The sequence below is a fragment of the Pseudomonas sp. R1-15 genome, assembly GCF_051132085.1.
Classification (GTDB): domain Bacteria; phylum Pseudomonadota; class Gammaproteobacteria; order Pseudomonadales; family Pseudomonadaceae; genus Aquipseudomonas.
Genome location: NZ_CP071660.1, coordinates 6,003,593 through 6,024,964 on the forward strand (window position 1 = coordinate 6,003,593; position 21,372 = coordinate 6,024,964).

A 21,372-nucleotide genomic window follows, 5' to 3' on the forward strand; every position below is an offset into this window, starting at 1 on the left:
TCGCAGGCACCCCTTGTGCCCGTAGGTCACTCCGACCTTCAATGGTCAGAACGTCCCAGCCCCCTGGTCATGCGACGGCCCTCCTCGGGCCTCGCAGAAAGAAAGACATGGCTGTCTTCCTTGTTTTCAAGTCAGTACCAATTCGGATCTTTCTTGAGCTGTTCCATCAACATTTCCTGCATACCTTCGTCGGGGTTGCCGAGAAAGCGATAGTCCGCATGGCGGGTTGGCGACTTGTCGGCCGGCAGTCCAGCGGGGACCTCTACCAACAACGCATAGGCCTCGTCCTTGTCGAAGCTGAAGGCAACGAACAGGCGCTTGCTGCGGCAGGTATCCTGGGTTTCGCACAAGGGTCCGACCAGATATTTATCGCCGTCTTCCTCGACCGCGGTCATCTGCTCGGAAGCACCGGTCAGGTTCATGACCCACTCCGGCAGACGCTCCTCCTTTTTGACCACTTGCTGCCAGGTCTCACGATACTGCGGATCCGCCTGAAGCACTTGGTTGGCCCGCATCTGTCCATCATTGGCAGCCATTGCCATGGCGCTGCCGCCCAGAAGCAGGGCGGCGGCCAGTCCTTTTAATGACCGATTCATGGTCAGCCTCGGCCGCGACGGCCAAAGAAGAACGAAGCGATGAACATGACCAGGAACACGACAAAGAGAATCTTGGCGATGCCCGTGGCGGTGCCCGCGATACCACCGAAGCCCAGTACTGCAGCAATGATGGCAATGATCAGGAAGGTAATTGCCCAGCTCAACATGATGATTCTCCTTACACTTTTCTATTTAGTTAGGGTCTGGCGGTAATGGTTCCGACACAACGGACAGCCGGTTCGGCGGGTCAGAAGACCCAGCGTTCTTCACGGGGCATCTCGTTGGCGGTCTGCGCCTGGTCAACTTCCATCATGCGCATCGAAGCGGCTGCATCGGCGAGGTTGCTGACGGAAGTGAAATGGGTCTGGGGAGCTCGTTGAACCGATACCAGCGGCGCTTCCGGCTGTTGGCTTTCGTGCCAGAGCATTAATTGCTGACCGGCCACGAGAGTAATCAACAGGGCGACGACAGCCCACAGGCCCTGCTGGATATGCAGGGGGCTGATGCGAAATTGGGCGGCACATTGACGATTCATCCTGGAATTCCTCCCCACCCTAGCGGTGATCTGGTTGAGGCGCTCAAACGCCACGTTGACTAGGACATTGCAGCCGCCGTGCCAGAAATAAAGCGCACATTAAAACCTTTAAAATCAATTGGTTATGAACAGAATAAAAACTAGCCGGGGCGCATCCTGCACGATGGCCCAGCCAAGTGTCGTGCGTTCTGCACGACTACCCACAGAAGAGGCGTAAGATTCTTTTTGAATTGAAAGTCGGAAATAGATGTCGGAATGAGCGAGCCGAAACGTATGAAGCCCGGAGGCGGGGAAAAACCGGTTTAAAATCAGTTTGTTGTGAACCGATGGTCCACAGACGTACGCTCGATGGGTAATATTCAGTCAGAATCGACCATGCAACTTGCCCGATTTTTCTGACACTAATCATCATCATTCTTTAAGGAGCGTAGGAAAAATGGAATCCGCCACTGAGCATCAAGGCCGCATTCTGCTGGTAGACGATGAGTCCGCCATCCTGCGTACCTTCCGTTATTGCCTGGAAGACGAAGGCTATACCGTCGCTACCGCCAACAGCGCAGCCCAGGCCGAAGCCCTGCTGCAGCGCCAGGTGTTCGACCTGTGTTTTCTGGATCTGCGCCTGGGTGAGGACAATGGCCTCGATGTGTTGGCGCAGATGCGCATCCAGGCGCCATGGATGCGCGTCGTCATCGTTACCGCGCATTCCGCGGTGGACACCGCCGTCGACGCGATTCAGGCCGGCGCCGCTGATTATCTGGTCAAGCCGTGCAGCCCTGACCAACTGCGCCTGGCAACGGCCAAGCAGTTGGAAGTGCGCCAGCTGTCCGCCCGGCTCGAAGCCCTCGAAGGCGAGGTGCGCAAGCCCAAGGACGGACTCGACTCCCACAGCCCGGCAATGAAAGTGGTGCTGGAAACCGCCCGCCAGGTCGCCAGCACTGACGCCAACATCCTTATTCTTGGCGAGTCCGGCACGGGTAAAGGCGAGTTGGCGCGGGCCATTCATGGCTGGAGCAAACGCGCGAAAAAATCCTGCGTCACCATCAACTGCCCATCGCTGACCACCGAGCTGATGGAGAGCGAACTGTTCGGCCACAGCCGTGGCGCATTTACCGGCGCCAGCGAAAGCACCCTTGGGCGCGTCAACCAGGCCGATGGCGGCACGCTGTTTCTCGACGAGATCGGCGACTTTCCCCTCACACTGCAGCCCAAGTTGTTGCGCTTCATTCAGGACAAGGAATACGAGCGAGTGGGTGACCCGGTCACTCGCCGTGCCGATGTGCGGATTCTCGCGGCGACCAACCTCAACCTCGAGGACATGGTGCGCGACGGGCGTTTCCGCGAGGACCTGCTGTATCGCCTGAACGTGATTACCCTGCACCTGCCGCCATTGCGCGAGCGGGCCGAAGATATCCTGACCCTTGCCGATCGCTTCCTGGCGCGCTTCGTCAAGGAATACGCACGCCCGGCCCGGGGTTTCAGCGATGAGGCCCGCGAAGCGCTGCTGGGCTATCGCTGGCCCGGCAACATCCGGGAACTGCGCAACGTGGTCGAGCGCGCCAGCATCATCTGCCCACAGGAAAAAGTCGAGATCAGCCATTTGGGCATGGCCGAACAACCGGTCAACAACGCCCCGCGGATCGGCGCGGCGCTGAGCCTCGACGAGTTGGAGAAAGCCCACATAGGCGCAGTGCTGGCCACCGCCGACACGCTGGACCAGGCGGCAAAGACCCTGGGTATCGACGCCTCCACGTTGTATCGCAAACGCAAGCAATACAACTTATGAGCGCCATCTTATGAAACTGGCGATGAAGCTGCGCACACGGCTGTTTCTCAGTATCTCGGCACTGATTACCGTGGCGTTGCTGGGGCTGCTGCTCGGCCTGGTCAGCGTCATGCAGATGGCCAATACCCAGGAACAATCGGTGCGTGACAACTTCTTCCTGCTGGACCTGGGCCTCAAGCTGCGCCAGACACTGGGTGATCAATTAATGATCATGCTGGAGGAAAAGCCCGACCTGACAGTGCTGGAACAATCCAAACGGCAGTATTTCGAGTTGTTGGATGAAGGCATTGCCCATGAGGAGCAACTGGCTGAATCGACCACCAGCTTCAGTCGCGCGAAAGCCGACTACGTCAGTTTCCTCGAGGCCTTCGAGGCCTCTCGTCGGCAACCGACACAACTGACTGGCATCCAGGACCTGACGCAAAAATTCAACGTGCTGCGCGGAGGGTTGATCGAAGGCTACCGCCATGCCCTGAACAAGATCAGCGAAACCCAGGACCGCGCCCGCGCCCGCGCGTTGCTGATTTCCGGCCTGCTGGGGTTGGTGGGATTGGCTGTGCTGATCATCGGTTTCATTACCGCCCACGGCATCGCCCGACGTTTCGGTGCGCCGATCGAGGCCCTGGCCGCGGCGGCGGATGATATCGGCCAAGGCAATTTCGAAGTGACATTGCCGGTTTCCTCGGCGGCTGAACTGAACCTGCTGACGCGTCGCTTCGGCATCATGGCCCAGGCATTACGGGAGCATCAGGCCACCAATGTCGACGAACTGCTCGCCGGCCAGCAGCGCCTGCAAGCCGTCCTCGACAGCATCGACGACGGCTTGCTGATGATCGACCGCCAGGGCCGCCTGGAACACCTCAACCCGGTGGCCCAGCGTCAACTGGGCTGGGACGAGGAGCGCCTGGGCCAGGGCTTGGGCGAGGCCCTTGGACGCGTCGAGCTGGATGAAGAGCTGCAACTGGTACTGCGCGGTGGCAGCCAGGAGCGCGCACCGGACGACTTGAGCATCGAAGTGGATGGAGAGTCCCGGGTGCTGACTTACAGCCTCACGCCCGTCATCCATACCCAGGGCCAGATTCTCGGCGCAGTGATGATTCTGCACGACGTCACTGAACAACGCGCCTTCGAACGGGTACGCAGCGAGTTTGTCTTGCGTGCATCCCACGAGTTGCGCACACCGGTGACAGGCATGCACATGGCGTTCGGGCTACTGCAGGAACGCATGCACTTTCCCGAAGATTCACGCGAGGCGGACCTGCTCAACACCGTCAACGAAGAAATGCAGCGGCTGATGCAGCTCATCAACGACCTGCTGAATTTTTCTCGCTATCAGAATGGCCTGCAAAAGCTCACCCTGGCGCCTTGCTCCATCGAAGACCTGCTGGAAACGGCCAGGATGCGCTTTGCCAGGCAGGCGCAAGAGAAGGGCATCGAGCTGCTCGTGGAGATCCAGGGCCCCTTGCCGCGCCTGCACGCCGATGCCGCGCAACTGGACCGGGTCCTGGACAACCTGATCGACAACGCGATGCGCCACACCAACGGCGACGGCCAGATCCGCCTGCAGGCCCGGCGCCACGGCGAGCGGGTGATCATCAGCGTCGAAGATAATGGCGAGGGCATTGCCTACGGCCAGCAAGGACGCATCTTCGAGCCCTTCGTCCAGGTCGGGCGCAAGAAGGGCGGCGCCGGCCTCGGTCTGGCGCTGTGCAAGGAAATCGTCCAGCTTCATGGTGGACGCATGGGCGTTTATTCCAGGCCAGGGCAGGGCACTCAGTTCTATATGGCCCTGACCGTCTGAGGAGCCATCAGGCTTCGTCGTCCAGGCGCCGTCCAAGCAGGCGCCGCCCGCGCGTAATCAATTCGATAAGCTGCACCGCGCTGAGCGCATGGGCGAACAACCAGCCCTGGCCGAACTTCACGCCTTCACTGCTCAGGTAGGACGCCTGGGCCTCATGCTCGATGCCTTCGGCGATCACCTTGAGTTCCAGGGCGTGGGCCATGCGGATGATGTGCGGGGCCACGCCACTGCTGGCGGCGTCATGACCCAGCGCATCGACGAAGGCCTTGTCGATTTTCAGGCAATCAACCGGCAGCGTTTGCAGATAGGCGAGGCTGCAATAGCCGGTGCCGAAGTCATCGATCAGCACCTGATGCCCGACATCGCGCAGCGATTGCAAATTATCCCTCGCAACCAGCACATCAACCAGGCCGCGCTCGGTCACTTCAAACGCTATCTGGCGCGCCGACACCCGATGCAGCGCCAACAAGCGGGCAATCACCTCGCCGATGCGAGGCACCATCACGTCACACGCCGCCAGGTTCACCGAGATATACAGGTGCGGGTTGGCCCGTAACAGCTGGCCCAACTGGTCGAACAGCCGCTGCAGGACGAAATCGGTGATCTGGCGTATCTGCCCGGTATTTTCCGCCATCGGGATGAACAGGTCCGGACTGGTCAGCGTGCCGTCCGGCCGCCGCCAGCGCAGCAGCGCTTCGGCACCGACGCAGTTGCGGCTGTGCAGATCGAAGATCGGCTGGTACAAGACCTGCAACTCACCTCGCCGGATAGCCCCGTGCAACTCGGCATCCATGGACTGGCGCTGGCGCACCAGCAGGAAGACCTGGAAGCCGATCCCCAGCCCCAGCATCAGGCTGATGGGCAACATCCACCAGGCATTGGCCGGAATGCGCAGACCGTTGCGCGGTGCAATGAGCACCAATTGGTACTCCGGATTGTCGGTCGGCATCCGATAGATCAGCCGGGTCTGGGTCACTTGCAGAGACTGTTGGCTTTTCAGTGGCCAAGGCTCTGTCGGAGGCCAACGCTGCGCGCTGCCCAGCACCGGAATCGCCCGCTCACCATGATCCAGGACCACCAGCAGGCTGCTGCCGGGCGGCAGGTCGACCACATCGGTCAGGTGCCCGCGGGACGTGGCGACACGGAAATTGCCGCGCCCCAACATCAACGCCGCGCGGTTCTCGTCGGGTTCGGTGGTGGTGTTGAGCCAGTAGCTGTAGGCCGGGCCGCGCAAATCGGGCGGACGCACCAACGACATACCGCTCTGGCGCGGACGATTCGAGCAGACACCGTTGGCATCCAGATAAGCCGCCTCATAGACAAAGCGGTAGTTGAAGCTCACCTGCTGCAACGTGGCGATCATGTCGTCGTTGCAGCCGCGCAGCGGTTGCGCCTGCAAATCGTCGAGACTCTCGCGCAACTGCCCGAAAAGCTGTTCCAGCCGCTGCAGGAAACGCTCGCCCTGGGCATTCATCTGCTCGCTTTCACGCTGCTGGATCTGCTGCATCACTACAAACAGGCTCCCGGCCAACAGCAGCACCGTACTCAGGGCAGCCGCCATCATCGCCAGAAAAATAGGGCGATGGAGCCAACTCTGCAGGGTTTCGCGTGCAGCCGTCATCATCGGTAATCCGGAAGTTACCAATGAGTTATAGCTGCTGTTTTGGATTCGGCCCGATCAGTCGGACGAGCGTCATTATTTTGTCTGGTTAAGCACCTGCAAAATCGCCGCACTTTGGGCGTCCGGCGCGCCGTCGAAACGGCTTGGCCGGTAGCGCATCTGGAAGGCGGCCAATACCTGATGCGTGGCGACGTCCCACTCGCCGGTCCGTGGCGTCGGGTAGCCAAGGCGGGCCAGTTCAGCCTGGAACCAGCTGGCGCTGGGCAGTTGTCCCGCATAAGCCGTCTGCTGACGCGCCACAGCCCCTTCGTCCGGCCAGACACCCAGGCCCGCTTGCGCCAGGCGTTTCCAGGGAAACAGCGGCCCGGGATCCAGCTTACGCATGGGGGCAATGTCGCTGTGGCCAATGATATTGACCGGACTGATCCCGTTGCGACGGGTGATGTCCTTGAGCAGGACAATCAACGATTGCACCTGGGCTTCGCTGTAGGGGTACCAACGACGTCCTTCAGGCGTGTCGACATAGCCCTGATTGACGATTTCGATGCCGATGGAACTGGAGTTGAGCCAGGTTCGGCCCTGCCATTCGCTTTCCCCGGCATGCCAGGCGCGCCGGCTTTCATCCACCAGTTGGTAGATGGTGGCGTCCTTATCGTCGCCGATCAGGTAATGGGCGCTGACTTCGCCATGGGTCAGCAGGGCCAGGGAGCGCTCCAGGGAGGCGGAGGTGTAATGAACCACGACAAACTGGATGCGGCTGTCGTGGTTGACGGAGGGATGGCTGGTATCGAGCCGAGGGCCGCTGGCGCATCCGGCCAAGGCAATCAACGAAAGAATGATCGGGAAAAATTTCATGGCGAGGACATGCCCGAAGAAAATAATGCAACAGTGTAACGTATCGTCCAGTAATGATCCGACCGGGAATTGGATATCACAAAAAGGAAGTTGCGCCTTAGCCCAACTCCACCCGGTTGCGTCCCGCGCTTTTAGCCCGATATAGCGCCTGATCGGCTCTTTTCAGCACCAGATCGCTGTGTTCGCCCGGCTTGAAGGCGGTCATTCCCATGGATACCGTGACCGTGACCGGCTCGCCCTTGAAGTGGAACGGACAGGCTTCGATGGCGGCGCGCAAGGCCTCGGCCAGCTTGGCGCCTGCGGCCAGCGACGTGTCTGGCACCAGCAGGACAAATTCCTCACCGCCAAAACGGGCAATGAAATCACTGCCGCGCACGCGCTTGCGCAGTACCGAGGCAATCAGCTTGAGCACTCGGTCACCGGCCAGATGACCGTAGTTGTCGTTGATCCGCTTGAAATGATCGAGGTCGAGCATGGCGATCAACAGACTGTTGCCGTGCCGCTGCCACTGCTCGACCTCATGTTCGAGACGCTCGGTCCAGGCGGCACGGTTGGGCAGCCCGGTGAGCGGATCGATGAGCGCTTTTTGCCGTTGCTCTTCCAGGTTCTCCCGGACAATCAGGGCGTCCTGTTCCATCAGTGCAACGCGCTCGGCGAGGCTCTTCAGACGGGCTGAAACTTCCTTCTCACGCTGGTCACGCTGCTTCTGATGCTGATCCATCGTGCCGATCAGGCCTTCGAGATGATTCTCCAGTACCTGCTTGAGGCCTTCCAGGTCGTCGGCTTGCTGCACGCTGCTCTGCAAGCCATCCACCTGCTCGCGAATCTGGTTGTTCATTTCCCTGGAGGCGGACAGGTTATCGGCGTGGTCCTCGCTGGCGGCCTGCAACGTGCTCTGGAATGATTCCAGCCGATCGTTGAGTCGCTGCAGATACGCTTCGAATTCATGCTGGCCGCTGTCGGTGATCGCCAGCATGAGGACCGCCAGATCGTCGAGGATCGGCAGCAATTCGTACCAGTTCAAGCCGTTTCGCAGGCGCTCGCGCATGGCCTCGGCTTGCGGGCGGTGGCGCTCGGGCAGCGTCAGGTCGCCCAGCAGGCCCAGCAAGGTATCTTCGATATGCCTGGCGACCGAACTGTAGGAGGGTTCCGGGGAGTCGGGCAGGGCGTAGTGGGTCTCATCGGGATCAGCGGATGCCTCAGGCGCCACAGGTTCGGCGGGTTCCGCAGGGGCGATCGGTGCCTCGTCTAGCGGCGGTTCACCCGGCGTCAGTTCGTCGGGATTGTCGAGCGCCGGTACCGGCTCGGCGGGCTCAGGGTCGATCGGTGCCGGCTCGGCGGTCGGCTGGGCAATAGAGGCAACCGATGTTGGCACGGACGCCGGGGCAGGCTCGTCGACCGGAGCATGGGACTCAACCGGCGCTGGCGGCGCATCTGGTGTGGGGGCGTGCTCGACCAGCGGTTCAGGTTCAAGTGCAGGTGCAGGTGCGGCGGAGGGCGCTTCGGCTGTCGGCTCGGCAGGAGCCGAAATAACCGCCTTCGGCTCAGGCGTAGCGCCGGGTTGGGCAGGCTCGGGCGACGGTAGCGGCTCTTCATGGCCATGGCCGCCGAACAATCGTTGCAGCAGACCCGGACGGCTCGGCTCGTCGGGCGCGTCCAGCGCGCCCAGCGCCTTGCCCTGCAGGCTGCTCAGCTCGCTGAGCAGCAACGGGATTTCCCGGGCCTGGCCAACCCGGGTCTCCAGTTGCTTGGAAAACTTCTTCAGGGGCCGGCTGACGTCCTTCGGCAGCGGCAGCTTTTGCAATTGCGCGACCAGGGCGGTCAGCGCGGCGCTCATCTGATCTACCCGGGTCTCGCGGCGCTGCTCGGAATCGAGTACGGCTTTTTCCAGGCGCGGCAGCAGGGCGGCGAGGGCGGCGTCCATGTCATCGGTGCGCACCACTTCACGCATCTCTTTCATGCACTGGTCTACCGCGCGATCGGTGCCTTCGGCGGCCAGGGTGCTGCGCACCAGGCCACGACGCAGCAGGTCGAGCCGGGCGTCCCAGCGACGCTCGAGCTTTTCCTGTTGCTCGATGCTCTTGAGGTACTTCTCTCTCCAGCGTTCGGCGTCGTCGCTCATTCATCGGATCCGCGAGGGGCAGGACTCAGCGCGGGAAATGCATCGGCCGTGAGCGAACCCGGCAAACGTATTTCGACCGCGACCGGCAGGTGATCGGAAATGGGCTGGGCCAACACTTCGAACCGTTCGAGGGCCAAGGTAGGGCTCAGCAGGATATGGTCCAGGCAGCGCTGGGGGCGCCAGCTGGGAAACGTGGCTTCCAGTTGTGGGGCCAACAGGCCAAGGTCGCGCAGCGGTGAGGTCTGCAACAGGTCATTGGCATGGGTATTCATGTCGCCCATGAGGATTTGGTGCTTGTAGCCGCCAATCAACTCACGAATGTAGGCCAGTTGCATGGTTCGGGTCCGAGCCCCGAGAGCCAGGTGCATCATCACCACTACCAGCGCCTCCGGACCCTCGCCGAAACGCGCCAGGATCGCTCCGCGCCCCTTGGGGCCCGGCAACGGGTGATCCTCGATCGCCCAAGGCCGCAGACGACTCAGCACGCCATTGCTGTGCTGGCCGAGACGACCGAGGTTGCGATTGAGTTGCTGGTACCAATAAGGAAACGCGCCCAGCTGGGCGAGGTGTTCGACCTGATTGACGTAGCCGGAGCGCAGGCTGCCGCCGTCGGCTTCCTGCAAAGCGACCAGGTCGAAATCCTTCAGCAGGTCGCCGATCTTCTGCAGGTTGCCGGCTCGCCCGGTGTGCGGCAGCAGGTGTTGCCAGCCCCGGGTCAGATAGTGCCGGTAGCGCTCGGTGCTGATGCCCACCTGGATGTTGAAGCTGAGCAACCGCAGGCGATTGTCGGCGGGCAGGCCCGTGGACGTGACGTGATGCTCATTGACCTGCGGTTCATGCAGGCCAACGATGCGTTCGGTACTCCAGCGGGCCATGGACGTGGCCGCGCTTAGTTGGCGGCAGCCTTGGTGGCCGCTCGCTCTTTGGCGATCAGCTGGTCGGCCAGTTGCAGCGCTTCGTTTGCGCCGCCAGCGGAGCCGATGTCAAAGCGGTATTTGCCGTTGACGACCATAGTTGGTACGCCGGTGATTTCGTATTTCTTTGCCAACTCGCGGGCCTTGGTGATCTGGCCCTTGATGGCGAAGGAATTGAAGGTTGCCAGGAACTTGTCCTTGTCGACGCCTTGGGTGGCGAGGAACTCGGCCATTTCCTCAGGATCGGTCAGGCGCTTCTTTTCTTTCTGGATGGCATTAAACACCGCTGCGTGAACCTGATGCTCAACACCCATGGATTCGAGCGTCAGGAACATCTGGCCGTGGGCGTCCCATGGGCCGCCAAACATGGCCGGGATGCGCACGAAATTCACGTCCGAAGGAAGCTTTTCAACCCATGGGTTGATGACCGGCTCAAAGGCATAGCAATGCGGGCAACCGTACCAGAACAGCTCCACGACCTCGATCTTGCCAGGCACCGCCACCGGAACGGGGTTGCTCAATTCGACATAAGGGGCAGCGGGCTTTTCAGCCGCTTGGGCAGTCACGCCGAACAGGCTGGCGGCGACGAGCGCGGCGCTGATGATCAGATTACGCATGCTTTACTCCTGGACAATGAGGTGGCCTCGCGGGGCGTGTTTTTCAGACAGGCCGCCACGGGTTCAGTTTCGCTAGTGTAACGGCAGCGGCCACAAAAAAGGGCGGCCAAAGCCACCCTTTTGATGTTTGCACCGACGGATTAATCGGGCGTTAACGTTGCAAGAGGTTTCCCCCTTGCAGCCGCCTCAATGCAGGCCCTGGATGTAGCTCGAGACTGCCGCGATATCTTCGTCGCTCAGCTTGCGGGCGATGGTGCGCATGGTCATCGCGTCGCCGTCGTTGGCACGACCGCCTTCTTCCTTGCGGAAATCGGTTAACTGCTTGGTGATGTACTGGGCGTGCTGGCCACCCAGATGCGGGAAGCCGGCGGCGGCGTTGCCCTTGCCGTCAGGCGAATGGCAGCCCGTGCAGGCTGGCAGGCCCTTGGCCAGGTTGCCACCACGGAACAGCGCCTCACCCCGTGCCACGAGTTTTGGATCAGCGGCGCCGACGCTGCCTTTCTGGCTGGCGAAGTAGGCCGCGATGTCCGCCAGGTCTTGATCGCTCAGGTTGTTCAGCAGGCCGGTCATTTCCAGCACGACACGCTTGCCGTCCTTGATTTCCTTCAACTGCTTGACCAGGTAACGCTCACCCTGGCCGGCCAGTTTCGGAAAGTTGGGCGCCATGCTGTTGCCATCCGGACCGTGGCAGGCTCCGCACACGGCGGCTTTCGCCTGGCCTGCGGCAGCATCGCCTGCGGCGTGGGCTACACCGGATATCCCCAAGGTCAACAGCAGACTCACGATCAGTTTGTTCATCAGCTAATCCAACTACGGCTAAGGGTTAAGAGTTATGGACCGGGCTTACTCGCTCATCCACTGGATGATGGCTTGGTAATCCTCGGCACTGCAGTCCATGCACAAACCACGCGGCGGCATCGCCTTGAAACCCTGGGTCACGTGTTGCACCAGCGTCCCCATGCCTTTCGCCAACCTCGGCGTCCAGGCTTCGCGGTCACCCTTGCGGGGCGCCGTGGGTAGTTGGCCGGAATGACAGGCACCACAAACACGGTTGTACACAGCTTCCGGATCCTGTGTAGCCTGAGCGCTGTAAAGCGGCATCAAGACACCGGCAGCTAGCAGCCATTTCGTCATAAAACGACCTTTTCAGGGTTGAGAGCGAGCTGCGTTCTAGTGCGCAATTTCGGTCGGTCGCTCCCGTGAACTTCATCCTACGCTGGGACAAAGCGCACACAAAATCTGCGGCATTATATACTGGCGTCACTGAAACGGAAACGACACAGCTTGCCGCGTCCATTCCCGACGCCGCCCACATCGGAAATCCCATGCAACTGAAAAACCCCATCCTCGGCCTGTGCCAACAGTCCACCTTCATGCTCAGCGCCGCCAAAGTCGATCAATGCCCTGACGACGAGGGCTTCGAAGTGGCCTTTGCCGGGCGTTCCAATGCCGGTAAATCCAGCGCGCTGAACACCCTGACCCATGCCAGCCTTGCACGCACCTCGAAAACCCCGGGCCGCACGCAGCTCTTGAACTTCTTCAAGCTAGACGATGAACGCCGTTTGGTCGACCTGCCCGGTTATGGCTACGCAAAAGTGCCGATCCCGCTCAAGCAACATTGGCAACGTCACCTGGAAGCCTACCTGGGCAGCCGCGAGAGTTTGAAAGGTCTGATCCTGATGATGGACATCCGCCATCCAATGACCGACTTCGACCTGCTGATGCTCGATTGGGCCGTTGCCAGCGGCATGCCGATGCACATCCTGTTGACCAAGGCCGACAAGCTCACCTACGGGGCAGCGAAAAACACCCTGCTCAAAGTGCAGTCGGAAATTCGCAAGGGCTGGGGCGACACAATCACCATCCAGCTGTTCTCCGCGCCCAAGCGCATGGGCCTTGAAGAGGCCTACACGGTGTTGGCGGACTGGATGGAATTGGCGGACAAGGGCAGCGAAGCGGCCGAGTAAGCCAAATCGCAGGTAAAAAAAACCCCGGACTTCGTATGGGGAGGGGGAAGTTCGGGGTCCAAGTTCCGGACCGCTAGGGCGGGGTCCAGATATCTGCCAACACTTAACACAACATAGGAGCATTGAAGGGCTTCACCAGCCATTCAGAATCTCTGAGTAGCAATTCACGGGTTTAGTTCAGATTATTTTTGGTAATAACTGTAGGAATTTTCAGAGCTAACCCTGCCGTACCTGGAGTTTCGCTCATTCAATGTGGAATGGGTTGGCTGGGCTGACACCGACTCCCAGTGGCGAGGGAGCTTGCTCCCGCTGGCCTGCGCAGCAGGCCGCTGCATTCCTTCGGGAAGACCGAATCGCCCGGTTTACGGCTGCTGTGCAGCCGAGCGGGAGCAAGCTCCCTCGCCACTAGAGCCCTAGGCCTCAGGACGTGGGAATCAGTGCGCCTCGTCCCAGTTATTGCCCACGCCCACCTCCACCAGCAGCGGCACGTCCAACGTGGCGGCGGCGCTCATGTGCTGGCGGATTTGCGCGCTCACCTGGTCGACCAGGTCCTCACGAACCTCCAGCACCAATTCGTCGTGAACCTGCAGGATGACTTTCGCATCGAGCCCTGACGTCGCCAGCCAGCCATCGACGGCCACCATGGCTTTCTTGATGATGTCGGCGGCCGTACCCTGCATCGGCGCGTTGATCGCGGTGCGCTCGGCGCCTTTGCGCAGGGCAGGGTTTTTCGCGTTGATGTCCGGCAGGTACAACCGGCGCCCGAAAATGGTCTCGACGAAGCCTTGCTCGGCGGCCTGGGCGCGGGTGCGCTCCATGTATTCCAGCACCCCTGGGTAACGCGCGAAGTAGCGGTCGATGTAAGCCTGGGACTGCTTGCGATCCACGCCGATCTGCTTGGCGAGGCCGAACGCGCTCATGCCATAGATCAAGCCGAAGTTGATCGCCTTGGCACTACGGCGCTGGTCATGGCTGACGGCGTCCAGCTCGACCCCGAATACCTCGGCAGCGGTGGCGCGGTGCACGTCCAGGTCGTTGCGAAACGCATGGAGCAGCCCTGCGTCCTTGGCCAGGTGGGCCATGATCCGCAATTCGATCTGCGAGTAGTCCGCTGCCAGCAGCTTGTAGCCTTTCGGCGCGACGAATGCCTGGCGAATCCGCCGCCCTTCGGCGGTACGGATCGGGATGTTCTGCAGGTTCGGGTCAATGGATGAAAGACGTCCGGTGGCGGCCACCGCCTGTTGATAAGACGTATGAATGCGCCCGGTGCGGCTGTTGATCTGCTCCGGCAGGCGATCGGTGTAAGTGCTCTTGAGCTTGCTCAGCGAGCGGTACTGCATCAGCACCTTGGGCAGCGGATAATCCTGCTCGGCCAGTTCGGCGAGCACCGCTTCGGCAGTCGACGCCTGGCCCTTGGCGGTTTTGCTGAGCACCGGCAAACCGAGTTTTTCGTAAAGGATCACGCCCAATTGCTTCGGCGAGCCGAGGTTGAATTCCTCACCGGCGATGGCAAATGCCTCACGCTCCAGTGCCACCAGCTTCTCGCCCAGCTCGACACTCTGGACGCCCAGCAGGTTGGCATCGACCAACGCCCCTTGGCGCTCGATACGCGCCAGGACCGGCATCAACGGCATTTCGATCTCGTTGAGCACCTTGCCCAGGCTTGGCGTGACGGCGAGTTTTTCCTGCAAGGCCTGGTGCAGGCGGAAGGTCACGTCAGCATCCTCAGCGGCGTATGGGCCGGCAAGTTCGAGGGAGATCTGATCGAAGCTCAGCTGCTTGACGCCTTTGCCGGCAATGTCCTGGATATCGGTCTTGCTTTGCCCAAGGTATTTCAGCGCCAGGCTGTCCATGTCGTGACGAGTCGCCGTGGAATCGAGCACATAGGATTCAAGCATGGTGTCGAAAGCGATGCCCTGCACCAGGATGCCGTTGTTCTGATCACCATCGATAGCGCAATTGGCCAGGATGTTGATTTCGAATTTGGCATGCTGGCCGACCTTGAGTTTGGCCGGATTTTCCAGCAATGGCTTGAGCGCCTTGAGCACGGTGTCGCGGTCCAGTTGCTCCGGCACGCCCATGTAGGAATGCGTCAGCGGCAGGTAAGCCGCTTCAAACGGCGCAACTGCGAATGACAACCCCACCAGTTGCGAGTGCTGGGCGTCGCCACCGTTGGTTTGCGTGACCAGGGAAAACAGCGGCGCCTTTTCAAGCTTGGCCAGCCAGGCGTCGAAGCTCGCCTGGTCGAGGATAAGGTCATACCGCTTCTCGACGCCCGCCGCTGGCTCATCAGCGATTTCAACGATTTCCTGCCCGGCACGTTTGGCGTCGCGCTGGTTTTCTTCGAACCAGCTCTTGAATTCCAACAGGGTGTACAGCTCGGCGAGCTTTTCGTGATCCGGCGTGCCCATCTGCAGGTCGTCGAGGCCAATATCCAGGGGAACGTCGGTCTTGATGGTCGCCAGCTCGTAGGAAAGAAACGCCATTTCCTTGTGCTCTTCCAGCTTGGCGGCCAAGGTCTTGGCACCGCGAATCGGCAGCGTGGCAACGATGTCCAGTTGCGCATACAGCTCGGTCAGGCCACCGTTGACGCCCACCAGCAGGCCGGATGCGGTCTTCGGCCCGATGCCCGGGACGCCCGGGATGTTGTCGGACGAATCGCCCATCAACGCCAGATAATCGATGATCTGCTCCGGAGCGACGCCAAACTTCTCCTTCACGCCAGCCACGTCCAGTGAGCTACCGGTCATCGTGTTGACCAAGGTAATGTGCCCATCGACCAGCTGCGCCATGTCCTTGTCGCCGGTGGAAATCACCACCGGGCGGTCGGCCGCGGCGCTGCTGCGGGCCAGGGTGCCGATCACGTCGTCGGCTTCGACGTTGTCCACGCACAACAAGGGGAAGCCAAGGGCCTTGACGCTGGCGTGCAGCGGCTCGATCTGCACGCGCATGTCGTCGGGCATGCTCGGGCGATTGGCCTTGTATTCGGCGTACAACGCATCGCGAAACGTCCCACCCTTCGCGTCGAAGACCACCGCAAACGGGCTGTCCGGATACTGCTTGCGCAGGCTCTTGAGCATGTTCAGCACGCCCTTGACCGCACCGGTCGGCAGGCCTTTGGACGTGGTCAGCGGTGGCAGCGCATGAAAGGCGCGGTACAGATAAGAAGAACCGTCCACCAGGACGAGGGGGGCTTGGCTCATGAGCAGGATCAACCTTTTCGGCGGGTCCGGGGCTAGAATAGCGGGACCGTTGACGACAAAGGGACAAGGTTATCATGCGTACACTAAATCGCCTGTTACTGGCTGGCTTGTTTGCATTCACACCGTTGGCCGTCATGGCGGCGGATGACGCTCCTTCGGCGGACCCGGATGTCACCATCCGCACCGAAGGCGACAGAACCATTCAGGAATATCGGCAAAACGGCTTCCTGTACGCGATCAAGGTCACGCCCAAGAACGGCAAGCCTTATTTCCTGGTACGCGCCGACGGTAGCGATGGCAATTTCATACGTTCGGACCAGCCGGATATGCTGATCCCCTCGTGGAAAATCTTTGAGTGGTGATACCGCTCGCGACTTCAACCGGCGCCCGCTGAAGGGCGCCCGTACTGGCAGTTTTAACCATGTCTGTGTTCACGCCCCTGGCTCGGCCCGAGCTGGAAACCTTTCTCGCCCCTTACGGGCTCGGCCGCCTGCTTGATTTCCAGGGGATCGCCGCCGGCAGCGAAAACACCAATTTTTTCATCAGCCTGGAACAGGGCGAGTTCGTTCTGACGCTGGTCGAGCGCGGCCCGGTGCAGGAGATGCCGTTCTTCATCGAACTGCTGGACGTGCTGCACGGCGCCAATTTGCCGGTGCCTTACGCCTTGCGCACCACCGAGGGGGTCGCACTGAGGGAACTGGCCGGCAAACCGGCGCTGCTGCAACCGCGCCTGGCCGGCAAGCACGTCAAGCAGGCCAACGCCCAGCATTGCGCCCAGGTCGGTGAATTGCTTGCGCATCTGCACTTGGCCACCAAGGACAACATGATCAAACGCAAGACTGATCGCGGCCTGGATTGGATGCAGGAGGAGGGCGGCAATCTGCTGTCGCACCTCGATGCAGAGGCCCGTCAGCTGCTGCAAGCTGCGCTGGACGAAATCGCGCTGCGGAAGGTCGGCATCCTGGCGCTGCCCCGCGCCAACATCCATGCAGACCTGTTCCGCGACAATGCGATGTTCGAGGGCACGCACCTGACCGGACTGATCGACTTCTACAACGCATGCTCCGGGCCGATGCTGTACGACGTCGCCATCGCGTTGAATGACTGGTGTTCGAATGACGACGGTGTGCTCGATGGCCCACGGGCGAGGGCATTGCTGGGCGCCTATGCGGCGCTACGGCGGTTCACCGCCGCCGAGGCGCATTTGTGGCCAACCATGCTGCGTGTGGCATGCGTGCGGTTCTGGCTGTCGCGGTTGATCGCCGCCGAATCGTTCGCGGGGCAAGATGTGTTGATCCACGATCCGATGGAGTTCCAGCAGCGCTTGGCGCAGCGGCAGACGGTTCATACGGTGTTGCCGTTCGCCCTCTGACCGGCGGATGTGAATGCCTTTGTGGCGAGGGAGCTTGCTCCCGCTCGGTTGCGCAGCGACCGCTAGATTTTTAGGGCCGCTTCGCCCGAAGCGTCGGACCGGCCCAGCGGGAGCAAGCTCCCTCGCCACGGGTTATGCGGTAGCAGGCTATAGCGACTCCAAACACCCCGCCAAATCATTGCCCAACTTTTCCAACAACTGCTCATACCCCTGCGCCGTCGCCGGGGTGTAGCCACCCAGTGCGTCCAGCTCAGCCAGCTTGACCGGCAACCCGGCCACCAGGGTTTCGGCCAGGCGCGGACGCAGCGGCGGTTCGCTGAAGACGCAAGTCTTGCCCACCGCCTGCAAGCGTGTGCGCATCGCCGCCACGTGCTGGGCACCGGGCTGGACCTCGGCGGCCACGGCGAAAACCCCGGCGTGCTTGAGGCCGTAGTTGTCCTCGAAATAGTCGAACGCTTCGTGGAACACGAAATACGGCTTGCCTGCGACCCCGGCCAGACGCGCCTTGAGGCGTGCGTCCAACGCATCTAGGCGCTGGTTGAAAGCCTTGAGGTTGCTTTCATAGCGGGCCGCGTTCGCCGGATCCGCCGCGCTCAGGTCGGCAGCCATTTTGGCGGCGATCACCCGGGCGTTCAGCGGCGACAGCCACAAGTGGGCATCCACGGTGCCGGGACGATGGTCGTGGTCATGTTCGTCGGCATGCTCCTCGTCCTCGTGGGACGCGCTGTCCTGGGCGAAATGACGCAACTTGAGCCCCGGCAGATCCTGCACGGCGACGGAAGGCTGCGTGCGACCATTCAACACACGCGGCAGGAAACCTTCCATGTCTGGGCCGATCCAGTAAAGCAGGTCCACCGACTGCACCTTCCTTACGTCGGATGGCCGCAGCGCATAGTGGTGAGGCGAGGCACCAGGGGGCAACAGCACTTCCGGAACGGCCACGCCGTCCTGCACCGCGGCGGCAATCAGTTGCAGCGGCTTGATGCTGGTTAGCACCTTGACGTCGGCCCGGGCCGGGCCAATCAGCAGAAATGTTGCGACAAAAGCGACAAAGAGCGAAAAAATTCGGGACACGATGACCACTCGAAGAGGCGAGAACGGGTAACATAATAACGTCTCTCACTAAACTCGTCGCTGCCCATGCCCATTACCCCCCTTGCCAGTCGTCCCCATGATCACTCTCATTGCGTGCACAGCGCGCTGTCCGAGGCCGATGCCATTTGCGCGCGCCAGGGCCTGCGGCTGACGGCCTTGCGTCGGCGAGTGCTGGAGCTGGTCTGGCAAAGCCACAAGCCGCTGGGTGCCTACGACATCCTCGCGGTACTCAGCGAGCAGGACGGCCGCCGCGCCGCGCCGCCGACAGTCTACCGGGCGCTGGATTTCCTGCTGGAAAACGGCTTGGTACATCGCATTTCTTCGCTGAACGCCTTCGTTGGCTGCAACCATCCGGAGCACGCCCACCAAGGCCAGTTCCTGATCTGCCGCGAATGTCATGCGGCCATCGAGCTGGAACAGAAGTCCATCAGCGACGCGATCGTCGCCAGCGCCAAGGACGTCGGCTTCGTGGTCGACACCCAGACCGTCGAAGTGGTCGGCCTGTGCTCCGGTTGCCAGGGGGCCTGATGAGCAACGCGTTGATCCGCCTCGAACAGGTGGCCGTGACGTTCGCCGGGCAAAGCGTGCTGGACAACATTCACCTGAGCGTCGAACCGGGGCAGATCGTCACCTTGATCGGCCCCAACGGCGCCGGCAAGACCACCCTGGTGCGCGCCGTGCTGGGCCTGCTCAAGCCGGACAGCGGCAGCGTCTGGCGCAAGCCCCGGCTGCGTGTCGGCTACATGCCGCAGAAACTCCACGTCGACCCGACCTTGCCGCTGTCCGTGCTGCGCTTTCTGCGCCTGGTGCCGGGCGTCGACCGCGAGCGAGCCTTGGCGGCGCTGAAGGAAGTCGGCGCCGAGCAAGTGATCGACAGCCCGGTGCAGAGTGTGTCCGGCGGCGAGATGCAGCGTGTATTGCTCGCTCGCGCCCTCTTGCGCGAGCCCGAGCTGCTGGTGCTCGACGAGCCCGTGCAAGGCGTCGATGTGGCGGGACAGGCCGAGCTTTACAGCTTGATCACCCGCCTGCGCGACCGCCACGGCTGCGGGGTATTGATGGTGTCGCACGACCTTCACCTGGTGATGAGCACCACCGACCAGGTGGTCTGTCTCAACCGTCACGTCTGCTGCTCCGGGCATCCCGAGCAAGTCAGTGGCGATCCGGCTTTTGTCGAGTTGTTCGGAAAAAACGCACAAAGCCTGGCGATTTATCACCACCATCATGACCATTCCCATGACCTGCACGGTTCGGTGGTCAGCGCTCCTTCTGCTTCCAATCATGTTCATGGAGACGGCTGCAAGCATGGCTGATTTTCTGTTGTACGCCCTGCTTGCAGGTTTGGCGCTGGCGCTGGTCGCCGGCCCCTTGGGCTCGTTCGTGGTCTGGCGGCGCATGGCCTATTTCGGCGACACCTTGTCCCACGCGGCGCTGCTCGGCGTGGCCATGGGGTTTCTGCTGGACGTCAGCCCCGCCATCGCGGTGACCGTGGGTTGCCTGCTGCTCGCAGTGGTGCTGGTGACTTTGCAACAGCGCCAGCCGCTGGCGTCCGACACCCTGCTGGGCATCCTGGCTCCCAGCACGCTGTCCCTCGGGCTGGTGGTGCTCAGCTTCATGCACGATGTGCGGATCGATCTGATGGCCTATCTGTTCGGCGATCTGCTGGCGATCAGTCCGATGGACCTGGCCTGGATCCTCGGCGGTAGCGCGGCGGTATTGCTGTTGCTCGTGGCGCTGTGGCGTCCGTTGCTGGCGGTTACCGTCCATGAGGAACTGGCACGGGTCGAGGGCCTGCCCGTGGTGGGCCTGCGATTGGCGCTGATGCTGTTGATCGCAGTGGTGATTGCCGTGGCGATGAAGATCGTTGGTGTATTGCTGATTACTTCATTGCTGATCATTCCGGCGGCTGCGGCACAGCGTCACGCCCGCTCACCGGAGCAGATGGCCTTGGGCGCAAGCCTGCTGGGCATGCTCGCGGTGTGTGGCGGGCTGGCGTTGTCGTGGTTCAAGGACACTCCGGCCGGACCGTCGATCGTGGTCAGCGCGGCGGCGTTGTTTCTGCTGAGTTTTGTCCTGCCCCGTCGAGGGGTGTAGACTTGCTCGCTTTTTGCGCAATTAGAGAGTCGCAGGAATGAAGCCGTTCGCCTCCCGTTATCTGCTCCTTGTCGCGTTTTCCCTGCTGCTGGGCGCCTGCCAGAGCACGCCGCCGACCGTCGAAACCCCGGATACCCGGGGCCCGGCCGTCGCGCAGCTCGAACAGAGCCTGGCCAGCAATGAATTGGCCACAGCAGAAGGCCAGTTGGCCGCGTTGCAAGCCCAGACGCCTGAAGATCCGTCGCTGGAGCCTTACCAGCGGCAACTGGCCGAGGCGTACTTGCGCCGCAGCCAGATCGACCTGCAAAAAGGCGATGTAAACGCCGCCGCCACCGCCCTGAGCCGGGCTCGCGCGCTGATGCCAAAAGCGCCGGCACTTACCGGCGAAGTGAACAGTGCGATCGCCCAGGCCCGCAAGGCCGAGCTGGAAAAAGCCGAAGCCGCCCTCCAGGCCGCCGAAGCCAAGCCGGTTGCAAGGGTGATCGACCCGAGTGCGCAGAGCACCACGGTTGCGCTGAATATCGGCGATATCCAGAAAATGCGTCATCAATTGGACGCCATCGCCGCCGATGTGGTGAATTATCAGTGCGACGTCAGCATCCAGGCCCCGCGCACCGATGATTACCCTTGGTTGGCGACATTGCTGACCAAGCGGGTCAAGAAACTCGATCCCGGGTTCGATCTGAGACTGCAGAAGCAGATCTTGCGCAGCGTGCCGGCGCAAGTGGTTCTGACTCCGCGTAAGCTCTGAAACCTTCGCGAGCAGGCTCGCTCCCACATAGGTGTTGTGAACGACACAT

Annotated in this window: 21 protein-coding genes; 9 read left to right on the forward strand and 12 right to left on the reverse strand. The window is 61.5% G+C overall.

Going from position 1 to position 21,372, the window contains the following annotated elements:
- Window positions 1-131: 131 nt before the first annotated feature.
- The 3 genes from J3P97_RS27275 to J3P97_RS27285 form a co-directional block, all read right to left on the reverse strand.
- A complete protein-coding gene (locus J3P97_RS27275) occupies window positions 132-596 on the reverse strand; it encodes an inhibitor of vertebrate lysozyme family protein (protein ID WP_434673159.1) in 465 nt (154 codons plus the stop codon).
- A 2-nt stretch (window positions 597-598) separates the two neighbouring features.
- Window positions 599-763 (reverse strand): DUF1328 domain-containing protein, encoded by a 165-nt coding sequence (locus tag J3P97_RS27280; protein WP_003177151.1) that lies wholly within the window; start codon window positions 761-763, stop codon window positions 599-601.
- Window positions 764-843: 80 nt separating this feature from the next.
- A complete protein-coding gene (locus tag J3P97_RS27285) occupies window positions 844-1,131 on the reverse strand; it encodes a hypothetical protein (RefSeq protein ID WP_434673160.1) in 288 nt (95 codons plus the stop codon).
- 436 nt (window positions 1,132-1,567) lie between these two features.
- On the opposite strand from J3P97_RS27285, the gene algB reads away from it, so the two are divergent.
- Complete coding sequence (gene algB, locus J3P97_RS27290) at window positions 1,568-2,914, forward strand: sigma-54-dependent response regulator transcription factor AlgB (RefSeq protein ID WP_434570760.1); 1,347 nt, start codon at window positions 1,568-1,570, stop codon at window positions 2,912-2,914.
- Between the two features lie 10 nt (window positions 2,915-2,924).
- Entirely contained in the window at window positions 2,925-4,715 is a 1,791-nt protein-coding gene (locus J3P97_RS27295; protein WP_434673161.1) for an ATP-binding protein, read from the forward strand.
- A 7-nt stretch (window positions 4,716-4,722) separates the two neighbouring features.
- On the opposite strand, the gene J3P97_RS27300 is transcribed toward J3P97_RS27295, so the two are convergent.
- The 7 genes from J3P97_RS27300 to J3P97_RS27330 all read right to left on the reverse strand — a co-directional run bounded on the left by J3P97_RS27300 (window position 4,723) and on the right by J3P97_RS27330 (window position 11,978).
- A complete protein-coding gene (locus tag J3P97_RS27300; RefSeq protein WP_434574327.1) occupies window positions 4,723-6,336 on the reverse strand; it encodes an EAL domain-containing protein in 1,614 nt (537 codons plus the stop codon).
- Window positions 6,337-6,411: 75 nt separating this feature from the next.
- Complete coding sequence (locus J3P97_RS27305; RefSeq protein WP_434570757.1) at window positions 6,412-7,191, reverse strand: N-acetylmuramoyl-L-alanine amidase; 780 nt, start codon at window positions 7,189-7,191, stop codon at window positions 6,412-6,414.
- A 97-nt stretch (window positions 7,192-7,288) separates the two neighbouring features.
- Window positions 7,289-9,313, reverse strand: coding sequence for a diguanylate cyclase (locus J3P97_RS27310; RefSeq protein WP_434673162.1), 2,025 nt, complete (start codon window positions 9,311-9,313; stop codon window positions 7,289-7,291).
- Window positions 9,310-10,188 (reverse strand): endonuclease/exonuclease/phosphatase family protein, encoded by an 879-nt coding sequence (locus J3P97_RS27315; RefSeq protein WP_434570753.1) that lies wholly within the window; start codon window positions 10,186-10,188, stop codon window positions 9,310-9,312. Before J3P97_RS27315 ends, J3P97_RS27310 begins: the two co-directional genes overlap by 4 nt.
- Window positions 10,189-10,202: 14 nt before the next feature.
- A complete protein-coding gene (locus J3P97_RS27320) occupies window positions 10,203-10,844 on the reverse strand; it encodes a thiol:disulfide interchange protein DsbA/DsbL (RefSeq protein ID WP_434673163.1) in 642 nt (213 codons plus the stop codon).
- A 186-nt stretch (window positions 10,845-11,030) separates the two neighbouring features.
- A complete protein-coding gene (locus tag J3P97_RS27325) occupies window positions 11,031-11,642 on the reverse strand; it encodes a c-type cytochrome (protein WP_305497775.1) in 612 nt (203 codons plus the stop codon).
- A 45-nt stretch (window positions 11,643-11,687) separates the two neighbouring features.
- Entirely contained in the window at window positions 11,688-11,978 is a 291-nt protein-coding gene (locus J3P97_RS27330) for a c-type cytochrome (RefSeq protein ID WP_030138991.1), read from the reverse strand.
- Between the two features lie 191 nt (window positions 11,979-12,169).
- Between J3P97_RS27330 and yihA the strand changes: the two genes are divergently transcribed.
- Complete coding sequence (gene yihA, locus J3P97_RS27335) at window positions 12,170-12,811, forward strand: ribosome biogenesis GTP-binding protein YihA/YsxC (protein WP_025211089.1); 642 nt, start codon at window positions 12,170-12,172, stop codon at window positions 12,809-12,811.
- A gap of 434 nt (window positions 12,812-13,245) precedes the next feature.
- Here the strand turns inward: yihA and polA are convergent, their stop codons facing one another.
- Entirely contained in the window at window positions 13,246-16,014 is a 2,769-nt protein-coding gene (polA, locus tag J3P97_RS27340) for a DNA polymerase I (RefSeq protein ID WP_434673164.1), read from the reverse strand.
- Between the two features lie 74 nt (window positions 16,015-16,088).
- Here polA and J3P97_RS27345 point away from each other — a divergent pair, with 74 nt between their 5' ends.
- Together J3P97_RS27345 and J3P97_RS27350 are read left to right on the forward strand one after the other, a co-directional pair.
- On the forward strand, window positions 16,089-16,376 hold the full coding sequence (locus J3P97_RS27345; RefSeq protein WP_434570746.1) for a DUF2782 domain-containing protein: 288 nt from the start codon (window positions 16,089-16,091) through the stop codon (window positions 16,374-16,376).
- 59 nt (window positions 16,377-16,435) lie between these two features.
- A complete protein-coding gene (locus tag J3P97_RS27350) occupies window positions 16,436-17,386 on the forward strand; it encodes a homoserine kinase (protein ID WP_434602327.1) in 951 nt (316 codons plus the stop codon).
- A gap of 147 nt (window positions 17,387-17,533) precedes the next feature.
- Here J3P97_RS27350 and znuA read toward each other — a convergent pair whose 3' ends face one another.
- The gene (znuA, locus tag J3P97_RS27355; protein WP_434570743.1) at window positions 17,534-18,460 is read right to left on the reverse strand and encodes a zinc ABC transporter substrate-binding protein ZnuA; all 927 of its coding nucleotides are present in this window, start codon (window positions 18,458-18,460) and stop codon (window positions 17,534-17,536) included.
- A gap of 66 nt (window positions 18,461-18,526) precedes the next feature.
- Between znuA and zur the strand changes: the two genes are divergently transcribed.
- From zur to J3P97_RS27375, 4 genes are read left to right on the forward strand one after another with little or no spacing between them, the layout of a single operon-like run.
- Complete coding sequence (gene zur, locus J3P97_RS27360) at window positions 18,527-19,009, forward strand: zinc uptake transcriptional repressor Zur (protein WP_053126886.1); 483 nt, start codon at window positions 18,527-18,529, stop codon at window positions 19,007-19,009.
- A complete protein-coding gene (znuC, locus tag J3P97_RS27365) occupies window positions 19,009-19,791 on the forward strand; it encodes a zinc ABC transporter ATP-binding protein ZnuC (protein WP_434673165.1) in 783 nt (260 codons plus the stop codon). The genes zur and znuC overlap by 1 nt, the downstream gene beginning before the upstream one ends.
- On the forward strand, window positions 19,784-20,572 hold the full coding sequence (gene znuB, locus J3P97_RS27370) for a zinc ABC transporter permease subunit ZnuB (RefSeq protein WP_434673166.1): 789 nt from the start codon (window positions 19,784-19,786) through the stop codon (window positions 20,570-20,572). Before znuC ends, znuB begins: the two co-directional genes overlap by 8 nt.
- Before the next feature lie 37 nt (window positions 20,573-20,609).
- On the forward strand, window positions 20,610-21,323 hold the full coding sequence (locus J3P97_RS27375; RefSeq protein WP_434673167.1) for a PA5502 family lipoprotein: 714 nt from the start codon (window positions 20,610-20,612) through the stop codon (window positions 21,321-21,323).
- Window positions 21,324-21,372: the final 49 nt, after the last annotated feature.

Excerpts from the sequence above, each read along its gene's own strand:
- J3P97_RS27275 (WP_434673159.1), bottom strand. The coding sequence starts at position 596 with ATGAATCGGTCATTAAAAGGACTGGCCGCCGCCCTGCTTCTGGGCGGC.
- J3P97_RS27280 (WP_003177151.1), bottom strand. The coding sequence starts at position 763 with ATGTTGAGCTGGGCAATTACCTTCCTGATCATTGCCATCATTGCTGCA.
- J3P97_RS27285 (WP_434673160.1), bottom strand. The coding sequence starts at position 1,131 with ATGAATCGTCAATGTGCCGCCCAATTTCGCATCAGCCCCCTGCATATC.
- algB (WP_434570760.1), top strand. The coding sequence starts at position 1,568 with ATGGAATCCGCCACTGAGCATCAAGGCCGCATTCTGCTGGTAGACGAT.
- J3P97_RS27295 (WP_434673161.1), top strand. The coding sequence starts at position 2,925 with ATGAAACTGGCGATGAAGCTGCGCACACGGCTGTTTCTCAGTATCTCG.
- J3P97_RS27300 (WP_434574327.1), bottom strand. The coding sequence starts at position 6,336 with ATGACGGCTGCACGCGAAACCCTGCAGAGTTGGCTCCATCGCCCTATT.
- J3P97_RS27305 (WP_434570757.1), bottom strand. The coding sequence starts at position 7,191 with ATGAAATTTTTCCCGATCATTCTTTCGTTGATTGCCTTGGCCGGATGC.
- J3P97_RS27310 (WP_434673162.1), bottom strand. The coding sequence starts at position 9,313 with ATGAGCGACGACGCCGAACGCTGGAGAGAGAAGTACCTCAAGAGCATC.
- J3P97_RS27315 (WP_434570753.1), bottom strand. The coding sequence starts at position 10,188 with ATGGCCCGCTGGAGTACCGAACGCATCGTTGGCCTGCATGAACCGCAG.
- J3P97_RS27320 (WP_434673163.1), bottom strand. The coding sequence starts at position 10,844 with ATGCGTAATCTGATCATCAGCGCCGCGCTCGTCGCCGCCAGCCTGTTC.
- J3P97_RS27325 (WP_305497775.1), bottom strand. The coding sequence starts at position 11,642 with ATGAACAAACTGATCGTGAGTCTGCTGTTGACCTTGGGGATATCCGGT.
- J3P97_RS27330 (WP_030138991.1), bottom strand. The coding sequence starts at position 11,978 with ATGACGAAATGGCTGCTAGCTGCCGGTGTCTTGATGCCGCTTTACAGC.
- yihA (WP_025211089.1), top strand. The coding sequence starts at position 12,170 with ATGCAACTGAAAAACCCCATCCTCGGCCTGTGCCAACAGTCCACCTTC.
- polA (WP_434673164.1), bottom strand. The coding sequence starts at position 16,014 with ATGAGCCAAGCCCCCCTCGTCCTGGTGGACGGTTCTTCTTATCTGTAC.
- J3P97_RS27345 (WP_434570746.1), top strand. The coding sequence starts at position 16,089 with ATGCGTACACTAAATCGCCTGTTACTGGCTGGCTTGTTTGCATTCACA.
- J3P97_RS27350 (WP_434602327.1), top strand. The coding sequence starts at position 16,436 with ATGTCTGTGTTCACGCCCCTGGCTCGGCCCGAGCTGGAAACCTTTCTC.
- zur (WP_053126886.1), top strand. The coding sequence starts at position 18,527 with ATGCCCATTACCCCCCTTGCCAGTCGTCCCCATGATCACTCTCATTGC.
- znuC (WP_434673165.1), top strand. The coding sequence starts at position 19,009 with ATGAGCAACGCGTTGATCCGCCTCGAACAGGTGGCCGTGACGTTCGCC.
- znuB (WP_434673166.1), top strand. The coding sequence starts at position 19,784 with ATGGCTGATTTTCTGTTGTACGCCCTGCTTGCAGGTTTGGCGCTGGCG.
- J3P97_RS27375 (WP_434673167.1), top strand. The coding sequence starts at position 20,610 with ATGAAGCCGTTCGCCTCCCGTTATCTGCTCCTTGTCGCGTTTTCCCTG.